This window comes from Fischerella major NIES-592 (assembly GCF_001904645.1).
Classification (GTDB): Bacteria; Cyanobacteriota; Cyanobacteriia; order Cyanobacteriales; family Nostocaceae; genus Fischerella; species Fischerella thermalis.
The window spans coordinates 114,184-133,531 of record NZ_MRCA01000012.1; the positions used below are offsets into that span (position 1 = coordinate 114,184).

Annotated in this window: 13 protein-coding genes; 2 read left to right on the plus strand and 11 right to left on the minus strand. The window is 37.2% G+C overall.

All coding sequences use genetic code 11. The features are described from left to right. Window positions 1–114 precede the first annotated feature (114 nt). Window positions 115–489 (plus strand): hypothetical protein, encoded by a 375-nt coding sequence (locus NIES592_RS18930; protein WP_073556564.1) that lies wholly within the window; start codon window positions 115–117, stop codon window positions 487–489. 761 nt (window positions 490–1,250) lie between these two features. Here the strand turns inward: NIES592_RS18930 and NIES592_RS18935 are convergent. The 11 genes from NIES592_RS18935 to NIES592_RS18985 form a co-directional block, all read right to left on the minus strand. Further along, a complete protein-coding gene (locus tag NIES592_RS18935; protein WP_073556565.1) occupies window positions 1,251–2,681 on the minus strand; it encodes a sugar transferase in 1,431 nt (476 codons plus the stop codon). A 145-nt stretch (window positions 2,682–2,826) separates the two neighbouring features. After that, on the minus strand, window positions 2,827–3,993 hold the full coding sequence (locus tag NIES592_RS18940; protein WP_062244240.1) for an endo-1,4-beta-xylanase: 1,167 nt from the start codon (window positions 3,991–3,993) through the stop codon (window positions 2,827–2,829). Further along, window positions 3,983–4,735, minus strand: coding sequence for a WecB/TagA/CpsF family glycosyltransferase (locus NIES592_RS18945; protein WP_073556566.1), 753 nt, complete (start codon window positions 4,733–4,735; stop codon window positions 3,983–3,985). Before NIES592_RS18945 ends, NIES592_RS18940 begins: the two co-directional genes overlap by 11 nt. 285 nt (window positions 4,736–5,020) lie before the next feature. Further along, complete coding sequence (locus NIES592_RS18950) at window positions 5,021–6,127, minus strand: exostosin domain-containing protein (protein ID WP_062244234.1); 1,107 nt, start codon at window positions 6,125–6,127, stop codon at window positions 5,021–5,023. Window positions 6,128–6,237: 110 nt separating this feature from the next. After that, complete coding sequence (locus tag NIES592_RS18955; protein ID WP_073556567.1) at window positions 6,238–7,404, minus strand: glycosyltransferase family 4 protein; 1,167 nt, start codon at window positions 7,402–7,404, stop codon at window positions 6,238–6,240. 106 nt (window positions 7,405–7,510) lie between these two features. Beyond that, on the minus strand, window positions 7,511–8,407 hold the full coding sequence (locus NIES592_RS18960; RefSeq protein WP_073556568.1) for a glycosyltransferase family 2 protein: 897 nt from the start codon (window positions 8,405–8,407) through the stop codon (window positions 7,511–7,513). Between the two features lie 54 nt (window positions 8,408–8,461). Then, window positions 8,462–9,715, minus strand: a complete 1,254-nt coding sequence (locus NIES592_RS18965) for an O-antigen ligase family protein (RefSeq protein ID WP_073556569.1) — start codon at window positions 9,713–9,715, stop codon at window positions 8,462–8,464. Window positions 9,716–9,891: 176 nt separating this feature from the next. After that, entirely contained in the window at window positions 9,892–10,845 is a 954-nt protein-coding gene (locus NIES592_RS18970) for a hemolytic protein HlpA-like protein (protein WP_073556570.1), read from the minus strand. 164 nt (window positions 10,846–11,009) lie between these two features. After that, window positions 11,010–12,362, minus strand: coding sequence for a flippase (locus tag NIES592_RS18975; RefSeq protein WP_073556571.1), 1,353 nt, complete (start codon window positions 12,360–12,362; stop codon window positions 11,010–11,012). A 77-nt stretch (window positions 12,363–12,439) separates the two neighbouring features. Beyond that, window positions 12,440–14,638, minus strand: a complete 2,199-nt coding sequence (locus NIES592_RS18980) for a GumC family protein (RefSeq protein WP_062244216.1) — start codon at window positions 14,636–14,638, stop codon at window positions 12,440–12,442. A gap of 124 nt (window positions 14,639–14,762) precedes the next feature. Continuing rightward, window positions 14,763–15,188, minus strand: a complete 426-nt coding sequence (locus NIES592_RS18985) for a hypothetical protein (protein ID WP_073556572.1) — start codon at window positions 15,186–15,188, stop codon at window positions 14,763–14,765. A gap of 1,958 nt (window positions 15,189–17,146) precedes the next feature. On the opposite strand from NIES592_RS18985, the gene NIES592_RS18990 reads away from it, so the two are divergent. After that, the gene (locus tag NIES592_RS18990) at window positions 17,147–19,057 is read left to right on the plus strand and encodes a bluetail domain-containing putative surface protein (RefSeq protein ID WP_073556573.1); all 1,911 of its coding nucleotides are present in this window, start codon (window positions 17,147–17,149) and stop codon (window positions 19,055–19,057) included. Window positions 19,058–19,348 lie beyond the last annotated feature (291 nt).

Sequence of the window (19,348 nt, forward strand, 5' to 3'; positions counted from 1 at the left end):
TAAGTATGTAGAAATACAGTTTTATATAGATGTAATATTAGAATTGAGCTAAAAATCATCACACAGGCACTATCTAATACAAATATATATATATGTAGAGTTTGGATAAACACAATGAATAAAAGAACTCTTGCTGTTTTGGTAATTGCGGCAACTGTGGCTGGCTTGTCTACCAAGGTTCAAGCTCAATCATCGAGTTCTCACCAACAGGGGTATACCTTATCTGGTGATTCGCTGACTGGAATCACTGATCGAACATCTGAGAATGACTTTGCAATATTTTTTGACCAACAACAAAATTTAGCTGGTCAAATTAACAACAATACTAATACTGCTCAGACTACTCAACAAATAAATAATCCTGTGCAGTTACAGAGAATTCTCAAACCGCGATCGCAGACAAATGGTTCAGAGCTGATCTTACAACCTGCCCAGTCTAATACTAACGGTAATGACGGATTGCAATTACAGGTGGATGTGCGGGAGTAAATGGATTGTTGCGAAAACAGAATGAATTATTCAGGTTGATTTTCTATTACCCATCACTAGCAAGTTTAAATTCTCTACTGTCAGAAAATTAATCCACTCTTATCAAGATTTTCAAAAAAATTAATAAAAGGTTAAGGTGATAAAAATGACAGTAATTATTGGCTTTTCCATTTTGTGTTTTCTTTGGATTATTGGCTTGACACTTTTAGCAGAGTTTTTCTTCTACGAAGAAGAACAACAGTTTTAGTAGGGTTCAATGTTAGTGTTCGCTCTAAGTAGTGTCACAAGAGGTATTTTTAACACGGATGTACTGATTTAGTATCTGTTTATCCCTATAACCGTGCTACCTGTGTCGCGCTGTGAGGAGAGAAAGCTTCCCTCATCCATTGTCGGAGGCGACAGCAGCAAAAAGAGATTTCCCCTCCCCTCTTTTTTTGCTCTGTATCTCTCCTCACCTACCCAACTTTAAAACTTGCAAACACGGGTTTAGATGAGGTTTGAAAAGTACTTGTCGATATACAAAGCAATTAGATATTCCCCTAACTTTCCTTCAAAAAAGCTTAGGGGGATAAACCAAAATTTTTAATATTTCTCAAACTTCATCTGAGGAAACAACAAATCTGGCATTGCTGAATCAAGATATGAATTTACAATTCACGGATATGTAGAGACGTAGCAATGCTACGTCTCTACAAAAATGTATACAAACATAATTCATGACCAGATTCAGCAACGCCACAAATCTTTTGATTGAAAGTTATTTAGTAAGCACCAGTCTTGTGCAGAACTACATTCACCGTTTGAAGTAAGATCTTTAAATCTAGCCAGACTGACCAATTTTCAATGTAAGCGAGATCTAGTTTGACAGCATCTTCAAAGTTGTCGATATCAGAACGCCCAGAGACTTGCCATAATCCAGTGATACCAGGAAGAACTTCTTGTCGGATAAAGTGCTTTGTTTTAAACTTTTCGACATCTCTCATAGGAAGGGGTCGAGGACCGACAAGGCTCATTTCTCCCAGAAAAACATTAAATAGTTGTGGTAATTCGTCCAGACTGTAACGACGCAAGAATTTACCAACTCGGGTGATGCGGGGATCATCCTTCATTTTGAAGAGTACACCATCTTTAATTTCATTCTTGGCTTCTAAAGTTGCTTGTAACTTTTCTGCATTAGTAATCATTGTCCGGAATTTCCAAATTTTAAACTTCCGGCTATGTAAGCCAATGCGCTCTTGTCTAAAGAAGACTGGTCCAGGAGAATCTAATTTAATTAATATGGCAATTAACACGTAAATGGGGAGGAGTAGCAACAGCAAAATTACAGAACAACAAAGGTCAAAACACCGTTTTACCCAAAAATCACTACCCGTAATAATGGGTGCTGGAATTGTCATACAGGGAACTTCACCAATCATCCAAAAAATAGATTTAGGATGACGCACTTCGCTGTCGGTTGGTAGGATTCGCAAGGTAATACCAGCTGTATGGAAATTCCAGCAAACATATAAACGATTTTTTATCGCACTCCAAGAAACAAAAGCCTCTACTATTCCCTGCTGACGCAGATATTCAAAAGTTGACTCTCGATTACATAAATCCAAGCAGCTAGAGTCAGCAATACCTTGGATTGTGTAGCAATTTTCTTTTTCTATAATTCTGATGTGATTTTCTTTGTCTTCTCTTTCTGTAATTAAAAATATGGGATGACGAATCGCTCCTTTTTGACGTAATAATTTAGTAGTAACATCAAATAAATAGCGGTCAATACAGATAAACAGCAGAGATGACAACCAGAAAATCAAAAAAGTTGAACGGGAGACATAGTGATTTGGTTCGTAGAGAAAAGCGATGAATAAAAGTAATACCTGTGATAGAGTTACGGCTTTGACCAATCCAGGATAGTTGCGACGTTGAATACCTGCTTTGTATAGACCTTTGGTGGCAATCATGCCTATTACCAAAACCAGAGTTAGTATTATAAAAGAAGGTTTTTGTGTCCAAGGAGAATTTAATGGTGTTCCATAAATTATGGCTAAGCTCCATGCTGAGATTAGGGCGGTAATGTCAAGAGAAATTAGTGTTACGACTCGCCAAAGTCTGATAGCTAATCCTCTCTGTATCCTCGTAGCTTTTGCGGAGCGTAAGTCTGGTTTGAAGCTAACTACTGGCACGAAAGATTTAGTAGTCATAGCTGCTTTTCCTCCTCATAATTGATTAGACCACTCTGAATATAAAATTTAGGATTTTTGACTTAAAAAATGAAACTAGGAATAGACTCACTCATTGACTTGTTATGTCGAACCTAACTTTAAATTTTTGAAAATTTGATTTTATTTAGCGTTTTGATGCTTGATCGAAAGCCCTTGCGATCGCATTCCATGCCAACTTGGGTTTGAGGTTTGAGTCAAAGGGCAAAGGACGTACTGGCGCATCATCCTTGCGGGGAGCATATTGTGCAAGCCAAGTGTGGCTATCACTCAATCCCCAATTTAATACTGCAATCACAGCTTTTTCATCTAGAACCGTTGAAAGATAGTCTTCATAAGCAGCAGCCACAATGCGATCGCGAGTTTTTAAATCTTTGGGTAAATTTTGATCTCTTACATCTAGTTCAGTAACCAAAATTTTCAGATCAAGACTTGCAACATCAGCTAAAAATTTCCGTAATTTTTTAGGATTGAAACGAGTTTCGTGACCATATAGATGTGATTGAATACCAAAACCATGAATTGGCGTTCCTCTGGACTTTAAACGCTCTAGCAGTTTCAAAATCGCACCTCTTTTTGCTTCATGTTTGGGGATGTCATATTCTAATTCGGTATCGTTATAGACAAGCATGGCTTTTGGATCTTGTTCAGCAGCAATCCTAAAAGCAAGCTCTATGTAATTTGGTCCAAGAAACTCTAGCCAAGGTGAGTTTCGTAAGCCGTCAGAGCGTTTGTGATCTATTTTTGTTGCTTCATTGACCACATCCCAAGAATGGATTTGTCCGGCATAATGTTTTGTAACGGTTGTAATGTGTTCTACCAAAAATTTTTCTGCATTCTGGCGGTTAACAACTTCCTCAAACCATTCAGGTAAAGCTTCATGCCAGACTAAAGTGTGTCCTCGGAAAAGTATCCCATGAGTGCGGGCAAATTTAGCTAACCAATCACCAGCAGTAAAGTCAAATCTATTAGGAGTAGGGCGTAAAAAATTCCACTTGAGTTCCCATTCTGGGACTAAAATTCCACACTGTTGAACAAAACTACTTACTAGTTTTGGATTTGATTCCAAAAGATCCCGTCTTGTTGCTGCTCCATAAATGATTCCCTTAGCCGACGCACGCTTTTTTAAAGGCGTATAGGTAGTTAGTTTAAAGTTTCTTTTTGAGTTATCGAGCGATTGGATCTGGCGACTTTCGTATCCAGCCTTAGCTGTTGCGATCGCTCCTATACTTGTCAGAGTACCTAAACTTAGCCATAAGGCTTGTCGCCTAGTTACTAATCTTCTATTTGGCATTGAGAATCTCCCGTAAGAATAGTCCAGCTACGAACCAAGGTTCTACTAGGTAACGTCTCCAAAGCCTTTTCGGCTCACTAAATAGGCGATACAACCATTCCAAACCCATCTTTCCCATCCAGCGAGGTGGAGTCGGAATAGCTCCAGCAACATAATCCATACAAGCGCCACTAGTCAAGATAGCATTGGTATGAATATGCTCTAGGTTGTCTAAAATCCAGTATTCTTGGCGTGGCATACCCATTCCCACCATCAACACATGAGGTTGGTAATTATTAATTGCAGCCAAGGTTTCAAGATTTTGCTGACTTCCTTTATTTATATAGCCGTGGTGAACAGCAATTTCTAAACCTGGAAACTTCTCACGTAAAATCTTAGCTCCTCGTTCTGCAACTCCTGGCTTAGATCCTAAATAAAACACACGCCAGCTTTGATTAGCTGCTTCTGCCATTAGAGACCACACCCAGTCAGCATAAGTGACTCTTTGCTCTGGCTTGAGTGGAAAACCTAACAGCTTTCCCAAGAAAACCAATGGCATACCATCTATATGGGCGTAATTGGCCTTTGCATAGAAAGCTCGCATTTTTGCGTCGTGATGGTAAAGATAAAGGCTATGCAAGTTATGATTGGCAATAATCCATTTTTTATTTTTTTGTATAGATTCTGTAATTAATGAATTGAGTTCTCGAATAGAAAGTGGATCTAATTGTACACCTAGAAATTTGTAGGGCAATTGCTTCATGATTACCTCTATAAATATTTACTCGCTATCTAACAATTCAGAATATATCAAAATACAAAATAGTTGAAGTATAGTAACAGGGCGTAAAGCTTTGGGCAGGTAATGTAAATCTGAGAATATCTTTAGCTTCATAACCAATTCTATTTTTTCAGTCGATTCATATTTCAGAATGAATTAATCAAATTTTCAAAAATAAAGCCGTGAAGTAATTAAATATAATTACGTCACAGCCTCAACATTCATCTTATTACCGTCTTTATAGAATGCTGTAACACTTCTTAGCGATCAAAGCTGAAAATGTTGCCAAAAGTTGTTAAAGAATCCTTCATAAGATAACCAATCTTTCCACATCTGCCGACAATTGTATTGCAGTTCTACAAATTGTTCAGGTGAAAGATTATTGTGAAACTCTGCTACTTTTTGAGCAATTTGCGGCAAGTCTTTACTGTCTACCCAAACACAGTATTTTTTCCAATCAATTTTGAAGTCATAAGGCAAAACACAATCAGTATCGACAAAGATAGGAATGCGTCCACAACACAACGTTTCGTAAAATCTGAGAGAAAAGTTTCCTCGACCACGACAACAAAGAATATAGTTACTCTCCACCATATTTTGCACGTATTCGAGACGCACTTTTAGTTTTTCCTCAGGTTCTTTAGCTTCAAAGAACGCCATTTTGTCGCGAATTTTAAAATTAGTCTCAACTAAAGGGCTATTGCTAAGATACTTCAAAGCTTGATTTCGCAAGCGATGTCCTTCGTAGGGTGGAAAAGTTTCTCCATTAGTAGCCAGCATTACCCCTTGACGAATTAAGTCCTTAAACTTTATTGACCAATTACCTTGATCGGCACAACCATCAAATCCCACAATAGGCTTTTCCTGCTTTTGGCGTATGGTCAGCTGGTTTTTGAGGTAATATTCTACTAAGTCTTCATATAATGCAGTCATGACAAATTCCTTGGACTGCCTTCTAGCACCTATGAGGGACTGACGAAAAATAAAAGCATCCTGAATGGGAATATGTTCATGGGAGCGATCGCCACAATAAAAAATTATCATTGGTTTACCAGCTTGCTTTACCATTTGGACAAACTCAATCGCTAAAGCATATGCTGATTCATTTCTCTTCGCTGTCCATGTGTTCCCGGAAATGTCTAACCAATCAAAGGGTAAAACAGCAAAATCTGCTTCTTTTAACGTAGTAATTTCAAACAAAGAGTTACTTATATTTGCATAATTAGTAATTAATTTATCCCAAGGAGGAATATAATAGCCTCCCCTTTCTATTTGAAAATTTTTTGTATATTCTGGCCAGAAAGGTTGGATGAGAGAAACGGGATAAACTCCTTCAGGAAGATATCGCGGATCTGAAAATATCTTTATTTTCATCCTATTGTTTTATTAATTTTATAGTTCTTGCATAACTAAGTAACCATATTTTAAAACTCTTGATATCTCCATGTTTAAAGTTTATACAATCTTATCAAGCAACTAGCCTTTTATTTAGCTATGTTGAATTTATCTCTGGTTGCTTCCAAAATTTCAGCAACTGCTTTTGCTCTTGCTGACCACGAATATTTTTCTTTAATTAGAGTATATGCAGCTTCTGTAAGTGGTTGATATTTCTCCATGTTGGATGTTGCATCTAGTATTGCATCAGCCACCTCTCCAGTCGAGAATCCTGTTACAATCAAATGCTTTTGATTACAGAATTCTTCTAGTCCCCTCAAACCCTCTGGAGTTGATACAACTAATTTTTTGCTAGCGAAAAAATCTAATGCTTTATTGCGAGCGCCACCTGCAACAGCTTGTTTAGGAAATGGTAGCAATCCTATATCTGCATACTTAATATAATTAACAAAATCTTTTCGCTCTGGTAAAAAACCAACAAAAGTAATATTTACTGGTAATGGTTGGTCAACATCACTCACATCACGACCAATCACCACAAAGTGAACCTTTTGCTCATGAGATTCCAGGTGTTTGGCAATTTCGATCGCCATCGATACAGACATATCGTTACTCGGAAATTGAAAAGTCTTAGGAGCAACAACTACTACTATCTTGGCTGGTCGCTTTTGTTGGTATGGATCAGTAGTATGAGAAAATTGATCGTTGATTAAGTCTTCAGCAACTCCATTGCCTATACAGTAAATCTTACTGGGTTGTCTACCATACCATTGCTGGATCAGTTTGGGAGTTGATTCACCTGCGGCAACAATAGGATTACCAGAAAATATCAACACTCCCTGAGCAATATATGTCTTAATTAATTGCAAAAATTCCTTCAAAGGATTAGGAACAGAAGATAAGCGACTCCAGTATTCATAGGCAGAAAAAGTGTGAAAATCCAAGACAAGAGAGCACTTTTTCTGCTTTGTGGTAGTCAATGCAATCAAAGATGTTATTCCAGGTAGTGTTTCTTGTGCATATACAACATCAGGATGAAACTCTTCTATGCATTTTTTAATTGTCTTGACATACAAAGGAATACTTCTTGAGCCAATAGAGACTGAAGGTGCGTAGTTAACTGCTGAACAATCTAAGCCGACTTGATAAAGCTCAAACTCTTGACTAAGATATTGTCCAAGGTAAAATGGTCTTGTAAACGCACCAAAAGGCTGACTAGAATCAAGAGTAGAAACAATTAATAAGCGTTTACTCATAATTTTATGGTTGATAGATTTGCTCAGCTAATCTAATACCCCTGAGTCTTAATTGATTGAATTTTTATAGAGTTGTGTATATTGTTAACCATGAGAGCAAATCTTTTTAGATTTTCGGTTGAACTTGTTCACAAAAAGCAGGAGATGCACTTAAATCTCTGTAACCAATGACTGCGCGTAGATATGGTAAGAACCAATAAATAAACCAAAATGGACCAGAATGTCGTTTGGTAAAAATAGTCCATGCTTTAATTGGATAACCCTTAGGTTGGAGCAGTTTTGTTAAGCGTTTATGAACCGGAAGCTTGGTATCGACCCAACTTCCGCTAACAGAATTTTTAGAGCAAGTACCTATGTACCCAGGTGCTATCCATACTGAACATCCCAACTTCCGCGCTCTAAGTCCATAATCTATATCTCCCAATGTATGGATGAAAGCAGAATCCAAATTACCTACTTTTTGGGCAACAGAATTAGAAATAAGTACACAATTGCCATACATCGTATCGCACTCTTGAAGTTCCCCAGTTGGCTCTACAAACTCATACTTATTTGAGTACCAACGCTTTGAACGCATAGCACCTCCATAAGTTGCTTTACCTGTTAATGGATCTCGAGTCGAGCCAACAATTATGGAGTCTGGATAACCTTGTTGTGTCAGATCATAATGATTAGTAATTAACTTAGTCAGGGCATTAGGATCAAGTAAGGTGTCGTCATTCAACCAAAGATAGTAATTGTAACCCTCTTGGAGAGCTGCGGCAAATGCTAAGCGCATTCCACCTACCCAGAAGAGATTACCATCACCCTGAAGAATTTTTACTGCCGGATAATTTTGCTTGACTGCATCCGATGTACCATCAGAACAACCATCATCAACCAAATAAACATCAAAAGTCACATTTTGTTGATAAAGTTTTTGCAAACATGTCAAGGTTATATCTCGCCTGTTGTAACAGGTGATTAACACAGCCAGTCTTGTATACTCTATTTCGCGTATCATATGTACTTAATTATTCTGATGATTGCAAATAAAGAATGCTAGCTAAAGTAGCAATTATGCTTGATTTAAAGAACTAATTAACTGAACTCGCCTGATTTGCTTGTACTCAACTGCTGATGAAAAGGCTATTGATACATAAATAATCCAGAATACACTGTTAGTTGACATAAATGTAATCACTTCACTAGTATTAACTAGGACATTAATTCCCAAAAACATAAACATCCAAAAGGTTTCTATTTTTCTAGTCATAAACAAGATATTGACTACCCTGTATATTACTGTCAATAAATGAAATACAAAAAGTGATAACCCCAAAAAACCCAGTTGCACAAATAGGTCAATAAAGCCATTGTGAGCCTGAAAAGGACTGTCAGGATCTATATCTTCATACCGTAGCCACGTATTACGGATGACGTCATAAGAAGCATCACTAGTCCAAAACGCATTATAACCATAACCTAAAAAAGGACGTTTTAAACCTTCCTGTATAGTTGATACCCACAGTGGAATACGTCCGTTAAACTCAATGTCCTTGCCTAAATAATTAACTACTATTGATTCTAAATTTACTAAAATCAAAGCAGATATAATAGTGAATATCAGTACAGCGATCAATAGAATAAAAAATCTATTTTTTCTTTGTTTCACAATTATGTAAATTGGAAAAGCAAAGACAGGATAAAGAAAAACTATTAATCCTGTTTTACTATTAGAAAGGACAAGCAGAATTAATGAAACTAACAGTAAAATAAAAGCAAACCAGCGATTACAACGTTTGTCTAAAATATTAATCAAAAAAATTGAGGCTAAAAAACCCATGAAGCGACCCATGTGTTGCTTGTGAGCATATATACCTCTCCAAGATACAACTCCATTGACAACATGAGTACCAACAGAAGGTACAGCAAAACCAACAATTGTACATAAAAATATAGATATAATTCCTACCCAAGACAACAAATTTATCTGCTCTCTTGGTGTGTATCGTGAAGCCAAATATAGACCAAATAAAGTTGAACGTACTAAAGCTCTGACTTGTTCTACTGTATCACCTAGACTGTAAGACCACAAAACTGAAAATACACCAATTATAGTCAACAATATTAGAGTTTTGTCTGTGGTAGCAAGATATGCAATACGCTTCCATTGCACACTAACTAAAAGAATTACAATTCCATAACTCAAGATATTTGTAAGAGTTCTGACTGCATCTGGTACTACTACTGTTTCAGCAAAGAAAAGCAAGAAAATAACGCTTACTATTTCTAGCTTTAATAGCAGAGAAGTCAATAATTTGTTTTTCAATTTCTAAACTCCGACTGTTGTCGTTAGATTCCACAAATTTTTTATCTGTAACAGGTTTTTAGATTTAGTATTGATTTAGCTTATGGAATAACAAGTTATTACACATGCTAAAATTTGGAGGTTTGGCAATACTTAAGTATTTCAAAAGTAGGACGAAAAATCTATTATTTTTATCTTTAATTATTTGATTCAGTATTCATAATTTTTTTCTTAATAACCGACTTTATAGTTGTCAACAAATTGCCATACTCAAAGAAGGTTTTTTGCATGAATTTGTCAGATTTTAAATCACGAATTATGTATGGTGGATGTTTGAGAGGAAAACTAATTGGTTCTGTGGCCATATTAGCATAAGTCTTAACAAAGCTACCCTTGGTATGCTTTGTATGAGTTGCATTATTGCCAAAACCAATATTAGAAATCAGATTATTATTTGGGACAATACTTAGTTGGTTCTGAAGCCAGCAATTAAAAGTCCATTGATAATCCCATACAGTATTAATGCGACCGTCGTATGTATCCTGAAAGATTTGCTGCCAAAACTTAACAGATTTTGAGTCTATAAGTATATCGTCTAGGAATCGACTTTCTTTAATTTCTGGCCAGAGTTTCATGTCAAAATCAAAGTTTTGCCATGCTCGTCTCCAAGTTGCCCAACCCCAACAGCGATTATAAATAGAGAAATAATAGCTATAATCTGTTCTTTTTCGTCCTAATTGTACATTTTGACCAATAATTGTACAAATTCTTTGATCGTATCTATATTTCTCAAGCAAGGTTTCACAAAATTGAAAAAAGGTAGGATGAGGCAAACAATCATCTTCTAAAACTATTGCCTCTTCCACTTGATTGAATACCCAATCTAAACCACTAGGAAGACGCTTTGCACAGCCGATATTCGCCTCAGAGTAATTTTTGATAACTTCACATTCCCAATCAACACGGTCAATAATTGCACGAGTAGCTTTGCACTTTTCTGATTCATCAGCACGGTCTTCCCTGGGTCCATCTGCTATGACAAATAGTTTTGGTGGTTTTGCTTGGCGAATTGCTTCAAACACGCGTTCGGTGGTATGTGGGCGTTTGAAGATAATAAAAGCTACTGGAGTTTTCAGACGAAAATCAGACATTATAACTCTCCCCAAAGTTTTTATCTGAATCTATTTGGATATAGAAGTACAATATTATTTTATTATTTTAATTGTTTTAAACCTTCAAAATAAAAATAACTAAACCATAGGCATTTTCATCCCTGAAATATGCATTTAAAATCCGAATGACTATCTAATTAAGCTCATTTTTTTCTAAATACTCTGGTGTAATTCAATAATCTTTTAAACAAGCTTGGTAATACAAGTGCTTTTGTTTGTTTAATAAAAATTATTCTTGTTTGTGGTAAAAATAGATATGAAAAATATGAAGCAACACATTGAGCAACTAGTGAAGCCATTGCTGCTCCAACACCACCATAACTTTTAATTAAGAAGTAGTTCAAAACTATATTTATGACTGCACCGTTAGCACTTGTGATAAATGCAAAGGGCATTAAGTTTTCTGCTGTTGTCCATAGACTACTTACCAAGCCTAAGGAAACGAATACTCCAGTCCAAATATGGATCACAAGTATATCACCTGCGTCTGCATATTCTTGACCATACATCAAATTGACAATTTGATGAGATATTAATGACACAATTACACCAACTGCCAAAGATAGTATCGTGAGAAAGTCCAAAACTTTTTGTATCTGCTCATAGTATGACTGTTGACTTTCTTGTCTGGCTTTCACAATTGATGGGAATACTGAATTTGTTATGGCCATTGGTATGAAATACCAAAGCTCTGATATTTTTACTGCTGCTGAGTAGATTCCTACTGCTTTATCACCAATCATTTGACCTAACATTAACTGATCCGTTCGCATATAAATCATGATGACAAAACTCGAAAGAATCAGCGTCCAACTATCTTTAAGTAACTCTATTGCATATTTCCAGCTAAACTGCCATGCTTGTATAAAATAACCTTTTATACGGTACGCAACTACAAGCCCTAAAGCACTCAAAGCAGTTTCAGCTGCATGAGCCCAAGCAAACATAAGCAATGGAGCTTGGATTTGGATTAATACAATCCGCATACTACTAGCTAACACCAAACCTATGTTCTTAGACCAAACCGTATATTTTGACTGAATTTGGGATTGGAACCAATAATCGATTACATAATAAGATTCAAAAAACATTCCTACAGTAATGATTCCAACCAGTTGGTGGGTAAGAGTCTCAGTAGGACGAAGGATGATAATTGTTGCAATTGACACAAATATGATTGTAGCTTGGGCAAAGACCTTCAGGAGGAAAGCTGTACCCAATATTTCATCTTTACTATTTGGTTGGCGGACAATGTTACGAATAACAATGTTATCAAGCCCGAGATTGGCAACTGTGTTGAATATTGCAGTAAAAGCGATCGCATAGTTGAAAATACCAAAATTTTTTGGACCGAGGTAGCGAGCTACCCATACTCCTACTAATAGTCCTGTACCCATTCGCAGGACTCTATCAGCTAACAGCCAACCTGTATTACCAATAATCTTTTGTAGGTTAGGGCTGAGTTTATGGGTAATTTTTTCTATTTTTTTGAGCATTTTTATGCTTTTCTAACACTGTAAGCAACTACCTCAAAAGCGATCGCACCTCTTAATTAAGTATTGCAAAAAGAACTTTATCGATGATTCCTCACCAAAATAGATTTTCTAGACACACCCGTTGACTCCACTGAATCTTTTGCATAGTAGAAATAGCTATCTGGTTCGCGCTTCACACTTACGCCATTGATCACCATACCTAGTACTGTTTGATCTGACTGAGTTAAAAATTCTTTAGCTGCATTAGCACTTGCATAGTCAACTACTTCTGGACGCACCACCAGCAAAATGCCGTCAGCTAATTTACCCAGAACTGCTGCATCTGCTGTCCCTGCTAGAGGTGGAGCATCAAAAATCACACAATCATATTTTTGGTTAAAGCTAGCAACTAACGTAGCCATACGATCAGAGTCTAACAAAGCAACTGGATTGGGAGGCATCACCCCAGAAGTCAGAACATGTAAATTGGGCATTACCTCGTGAACAATTGTCTCTAAAGGCACTTGGTCAACAATGATATTGCTTAAGCCCTGATTATTACTCAGTTGCCAAATATGATGCTGGATGGGATGACGCATATCAGCATCTACCAACAGCACCCGACGTTCCACTTGTGCCATGGCGACAGCTAAGTTAGCAGAAACCTCTGATTTTCCTTCTTTAGGAATGGAACTAGTAACTGTAATTGCTTTTAGCTGTTTATATGAAAGAAATTTCAAGTTTGCTTGCAGCATTTGATAGGCGTCACCAACGGGGAAATGAGGAATGTCCCTACCAACCACTCTAGGAATTGGTCTATCTAACCCTTGTACTGAATAGCTGTTTTTAGTATTCCTACTTACATTAGGAATAACCCCTAGTAATGTGTACTGGAACAATTCTCTAGCTTCTTTAACTGTCTTGATAGAGCGGTCTATCAAATCAACAGCAAGGGCAGCAATTATTCCCAGCATTATACCTAAAACTCCTCCACCTGCTGCAATCAAAGCTTTTCTGGTACCACTGGGCTCATCTGGTACTAATGCAGGGGAAATTATCCGAGCATTACTAACATTCTGGTTTTCTGCTACGTTAATTTCTTGTATTCTTGTCAATAGAGTTTCATAAGTTGTTTGAGCCGCTTTCAGTTTTCGCTCTAGCTCCCGCTGGGTTTGTTCTAATTTAGGTAGAATGTTGGCGCGTTGTTTGTAAACAGACCACGTATTAGTTAACTCAGCAATTCGCCTTTCTAAACCGACGCGTTCTTTATCTGTATTGGCTAAATCTTCAATCAGCTTTTGTCGCACTTCTCCCATTTGTAAATTTGCTGTAGAGATTTGCTGATTATTACCACCTACCTGCTCTACTCGCTGTTGTAGTAAGCTTCGGAGAGCAGAAACTTTTTCCTCTAAATTAGCAACTGTGGGATGTCCGGGTTGATAACGGGTTCGTGCAACTGTCAATTCCGACTGTGCTTCCTGAAGTTCAGTCAGTACTTTTTGAGTTCCAGGTACTTGACTCAAATCTACTGCCGATACAGCTTCTTGTGAATTGACCCTAGCCTGAGTTTGTAATTTCTCCAAACGAGCATTAACATCAACTAGTTGGGCTTGTGCTTGGGCAATTTCATCTTCTAATCTGGAAATTGTATTAACTGCTGCGGTTGCTTCTTCTTGCAGGACAATTATCTTATTTCTCTCTTTGAATCTACGTAAGGCTAATTCTGCTTTCTGAACGGCTTCTTCAGTTTTGGGTAATTGCTGCAACATAAATTTGCCAGCAGAGATTGCTTCTTCTCTGTTGGCCTGGATGTTCTGCTTGGTATATTCTTCAACTATTTTGTTGATGACTTTTGCAGCTAATTGGGGATCTTGATGTGTATAGGAAACTTCCAGAACGTCTGTACCTTTGACACCCTCTACCTTTAATTTTTTCTGAAGATCCTCGACTTTTAGAGGTTCACCTTCATCATTTTTGAGACTAAGGGATGTAATGGTTGCTTGAAGGACAGGAACAGATGTAACGATCTTTGCCTGCGTGTCTACAGGGCTGTTATCCTGCACTAAAGATTCCAGTCGTCCTAAATCTTCTCCTAATCCTGTGAGTGAGGAGGTGCGACTTGTCTTAATCAACAGACTTGCTTGTGCTGTGTATGTAGGTTTAGTTGATAATGCATACAGCAATGCAAGGGTGAAGACTACTCCAAAAACACCTACTGCCGTCATCCAACGCCGTTGCAGGACAAGCAAGTATTTTTGAAAATCTATCTCTTCAACATGAAATTCTGATTCCTTCATGGCAGATATTGACCTTAACTAATCACACATTCATTTAGATCTGCAAGTCACTTATACCAAATTTCTATAAAACTGCATATAGTTATACAAGTTAGCTTCTGTACGGGTTCAAAAATAATTGATATTAACTGATAAATCCGAAATCTTTGCTGGATTTACAACCAACCATTCTTGCATGTCTGCGAGTAAATTCTCCCACAGAGGGATTTCCTTCAGGGTAAATTACACCGATTGCTTGTTGCCAAAGTTCTGGAGATGCTACAAATACTTCATAAATCCGGTCACGCTTTTTAAGGTGATACCACTTTGTCTGTTGGCACTGATCACACCAGAATGCTTCTAACCATTCTCCTTCCAAGGGTACTGCTGTTTTATTCGCTACTAAAAACAGTGCGGTTTGCCGTCCTATTCCTCGCTGCTGGAGTTGCCCTGGACGATCAGCAAATAATGGATACTTTTGACTGACACTATCGAGATAGCATTCATGAATTGGACAATAGATGGCTCGCCGCTTTGAACGCTTGCGATTTCGATCACATCTTCTTTGCACTTTGACCTCCCTTGTTGGGTAAATGCACAGCAGAGCAAGAAGTTGGAACTGGAGGAACTGAGATCAAGTTAGACCGTCTAAGTTCATATCCACTTTGGTTTCAGTGTTTAGTTTAAATTTACTTTAGTTAGTCGATTATTTAATCATTTTTTTATAAAGATTCTGCAAAGTATTTTCCTGAAAAATACAAATTAAACACATAATAATTATCTCTTCTGTCCACAAATTCAAAATGAAATGTGGCGATGAGCGATCGCTAAATCTCTTTCAATCATGAAAAGCTTAAGCAATTTCTTTAATTGTAGTTACAAATTCTCTGCTAATTCAGCCATCTTTCTGAGATCTACAAATAAATCATTCAGCAAGATGGTTTAGTTGGAGGGACTGAGATCAAAATCGACCATCGAAGCCCTACTCCATAAAATCAAAATTATTTATTCAATTTTTTTTGATTATCCTTTCACGAGATTAAAGTTACACTGTATTTTGCCATGGAATGCAAATCATGCCACTTCCGCCGGTCTTTCAACTTAAAACTGTGTCATTACAACTGTAAAGTTCAAAAATTCTAATATCTATAACCTGGCAGGTGCTTTGATCATTTCATAAGTTGTTGTGTCTGATATGTTTCACTCCTCTAGGTTTACGAGTAAAAATTTTTACACTGTTTTGCTTTTGTATAGATCAAATCTTGCAGTGAGCGCAAAATTAGGTTTAAGTATCAGAATCTTGGTCAAGTAATAGAATTTTTGTACAGCTACCTCGACTTTTGATAACTTCATTTTTTATGGGTAATTAATGTTACTTTTCAGTATACGGTGATTCAAATTTTTCATAACATCTACGTTTGGATTTTACATCTTGGAGTATACAGCATATGTATACAAAAAATATTAAAACATTATACAGAATTATTTAAAACCAGTACAATTTATGTCTCTAGGTATATTCATAGATATTATTTTACATAGTCAATTATAACTATATTATTTAAAACTAGTATAATCTACGCCTCTAAGTATATTCATAGACATGATTTTACCAACGTCAATTATTAGGAGCTTTGTGGAAAATCACAGATGAAATGTAATAGCATAATATATGCTCAATTAGCAAAAGTAACACTTGAGCAAATTTGAAAGAGAGTATGTTTTGACACTAGCAGATATGTAAAATGAAATAGACATAACCTATATCAATATTAATTTGAAAAATTTATTGGGTAAATTGTTACCTTAATGTTAAAAGTTTTAATTAACTTAAATTTTTATACATCTAGACTAGTATAAAAGTTTATACCGACAGAAATGTTATTGATGTATCTATCCTCTATCCTAAGTAAGATAAAAGATTTTAATCATTGAGCAGATCAAAACCTTACCTGAGGCAAACATCTACAGATTTTCATGAATTGGCGATATAGCTTCAGCAAGAAACAAATAATTTGAAAATAAGTGAAATATCTGTATAATATTCAAGAATATTCAAATATTTGAATTTCATTTGCGATTGAAGACCAAATATAGGCATCTGCCATGATTCAGTTGCTCTTGATTGATGTAACTGTAAACGTAACTTTTAATGCTCAGTTACGTAAAGGGTTTGAATTACCTCAACTGAAAATTTTGAATCTTTAGTTACCTGAAGTTAAGGTGTAAAGTCTACCAAGTTTCATCAAAAATTCATTTCGACAACCACACTAGTATAGTGGTCTAGATTTAAGATTTGCGATCGCCATTGCTATATGTGCAAGTGCGATTCATTTGGCTTGTGAATCTAGCGAAATGAAGAGATTTCTCATAGGGTAATTTACCCATTTTCCTAGTAATAATAGGCACAGGGATTTACACTGTTCTGATCCGTGACGTAATTTCTAGATGTAACGGGTCTAATGCAACTTCAAGGTCTTTGCTAAAGGGACACTACTATCTTCCTCTTACACACTTGGGAGTTAAATAATGGCTAAGACTTACTATGTTAGCGCTGAGACAGGTAATGACAGTAACAATGGCTTAAGTGAAAAGGATGCTTTTAAAACTCTGCAAGAAGGGGCAGATCGGCTAGAACCAGGTGATACCCTCTACGTCATGGATGGGACTTACACCACCGATTCTGATCGAGCACTTTTATCAATTACCAGGAAAAATGGCTCACAGGACAATTGGATAACCATAAAAGCTTATCCAGGACATACGCCAAAGCTGAAAGTTAAGGACACCGATTATGGGATTCACATTTCTGGTTCATCCTACATACGCGTTGAAGGACTGGACTTGGAAGGTGGCAAGAATGAAGTGACGCTAGATTATGCCAAAAAAGAGCAATACAACATCAAAAATTCCTTAACTAATAGTTCTGGGATTGCAATTACCCCATCCTATGATGGGTCTGGGATAGATGGTTACTCTCACCACATTGTCATCGCTGACAACAATGTCCGTGACTTTACAGCTACAGGCATTTCAGCAGAAAAGGCAGACTACATCACCATCGAGAATAACACCGTTTCTGGAAACTCCTGGTATTCACCTCTAGGGACTAGTGGAATAAGCGTTATTTACAACCACAACACGGACAATAACACCAATGACTACAAGTTCATCATTCAAGGTAATACGGTTTACGATAACAAAAATCTGATTCCGTGGATTGAGGTAGGCAAAATCAGTGAAGGAAACGGCATTATCCTCGATAGCACAGATGGTAAAAATTCTGGTGAGGTCTATAAAGGAAAGACATTAGTTGCCAATAACATTGTCTATAACAATGGTTCATCGGGAATCAATGCCTACCACTATTCTAATGTAGACATCATCAACAACACTACTTACCAAAATGCTACTAATATGGATCCGGGTGGTGAGATTGCAGTAGGTAAAGCAAAAAATGTGCGTGTTTACAACAACATCATGTACGCCAGATCTGATCGCCGTCCCAATAGCCTCTTTGAGTCTGAAAACGTGGTTTTCGATCGCAACCTGCTTTACAACTATGACGATTATTATGAATTCAAGGCTTCAGATGATCCAAATGCTAAGGGATTGGAAAATATCTTGGGTTACGATCCACAATTTGTAGACCCTTCCCAGGGTAATTTTACACTCAAATCCGACAGCCCCGCGATTGATGCTGGTTCCGGTGCTTTCAATAGCATCACAACTTTGAAGAAAGATCAACAGGGTAATGATCGTCCCCAAGATGGTGATAGTAATGGCAGTGCGATCGCTGATATTGGTGCTTTAGAAGTAGCAGCGTCAAACTCCAGCCACAATGGCGAAGTCAAGGGTGTCAGTAATACTTCTCCCATCTCCAAGGAAACAAATAATGACAATCGTGTTACTACTTCAGAAACGGATAAAATCTTAACTCAAGAAGCAGAGAAACCCCTGAAGCGCGATGTGAATGCTGATATACTCACAGGTGGATCTGATGCAGATAAGTTTCTCTATGCTGGTAGAAATCAACAAGAGACATTTGCGCAATCAACAGTAAATGCGCCTGATCAAATCACCAACTTTAACCCTATTCAAGGCGATCGCATCCAGATAGATAAAGACGGCAAATTATCTACCCAAGAAAGACTTAAAGGAGCAAACCTATACAATGCAGGTTTGGTGAAAGGGAATAATCTGTCTGCTGCGATTCAAGCAGCCTATGATGATAAAGACCAGCAAACTCAAGGTGATCAGGTATTGAATAAAGACGAATCTGTCTTATTCAAATGGCGAGGTGGTACCTATTTAGCCATGAATGATCAGAATAAATCCTTTGACCCAAATACTGATTTTGTTCTGAATGTGAGCGGTATAAAAATGCCAGGCAAGGATATAGTAGCAGGAGTTCTCCGGGCCAAGAATTATATTTGCTAGAAAGTTTTCCAGACTCTGCTGAGAAATATCAGGTTTCCTTAAACACTAATATTATCCCTTGGGGTAGGTAATAGGTAATCGGTAATCGGTAATGGGAAAGACTTGATATAACCAGCACCCCAAAGGCGCGATCGTGCGCCCCTTCTCAGGTGTACACAAGTTATATTTACCCCCCTTAATCCCCCCGATATTCGGGGGGAAACAACAAATCCAGTTCCCTCCCGTTTACAGGGAGGGTTAGGGTGGGGTAAAACCAGGATTTATCAGCTATTTCAGACTTGGTGAGGGTGG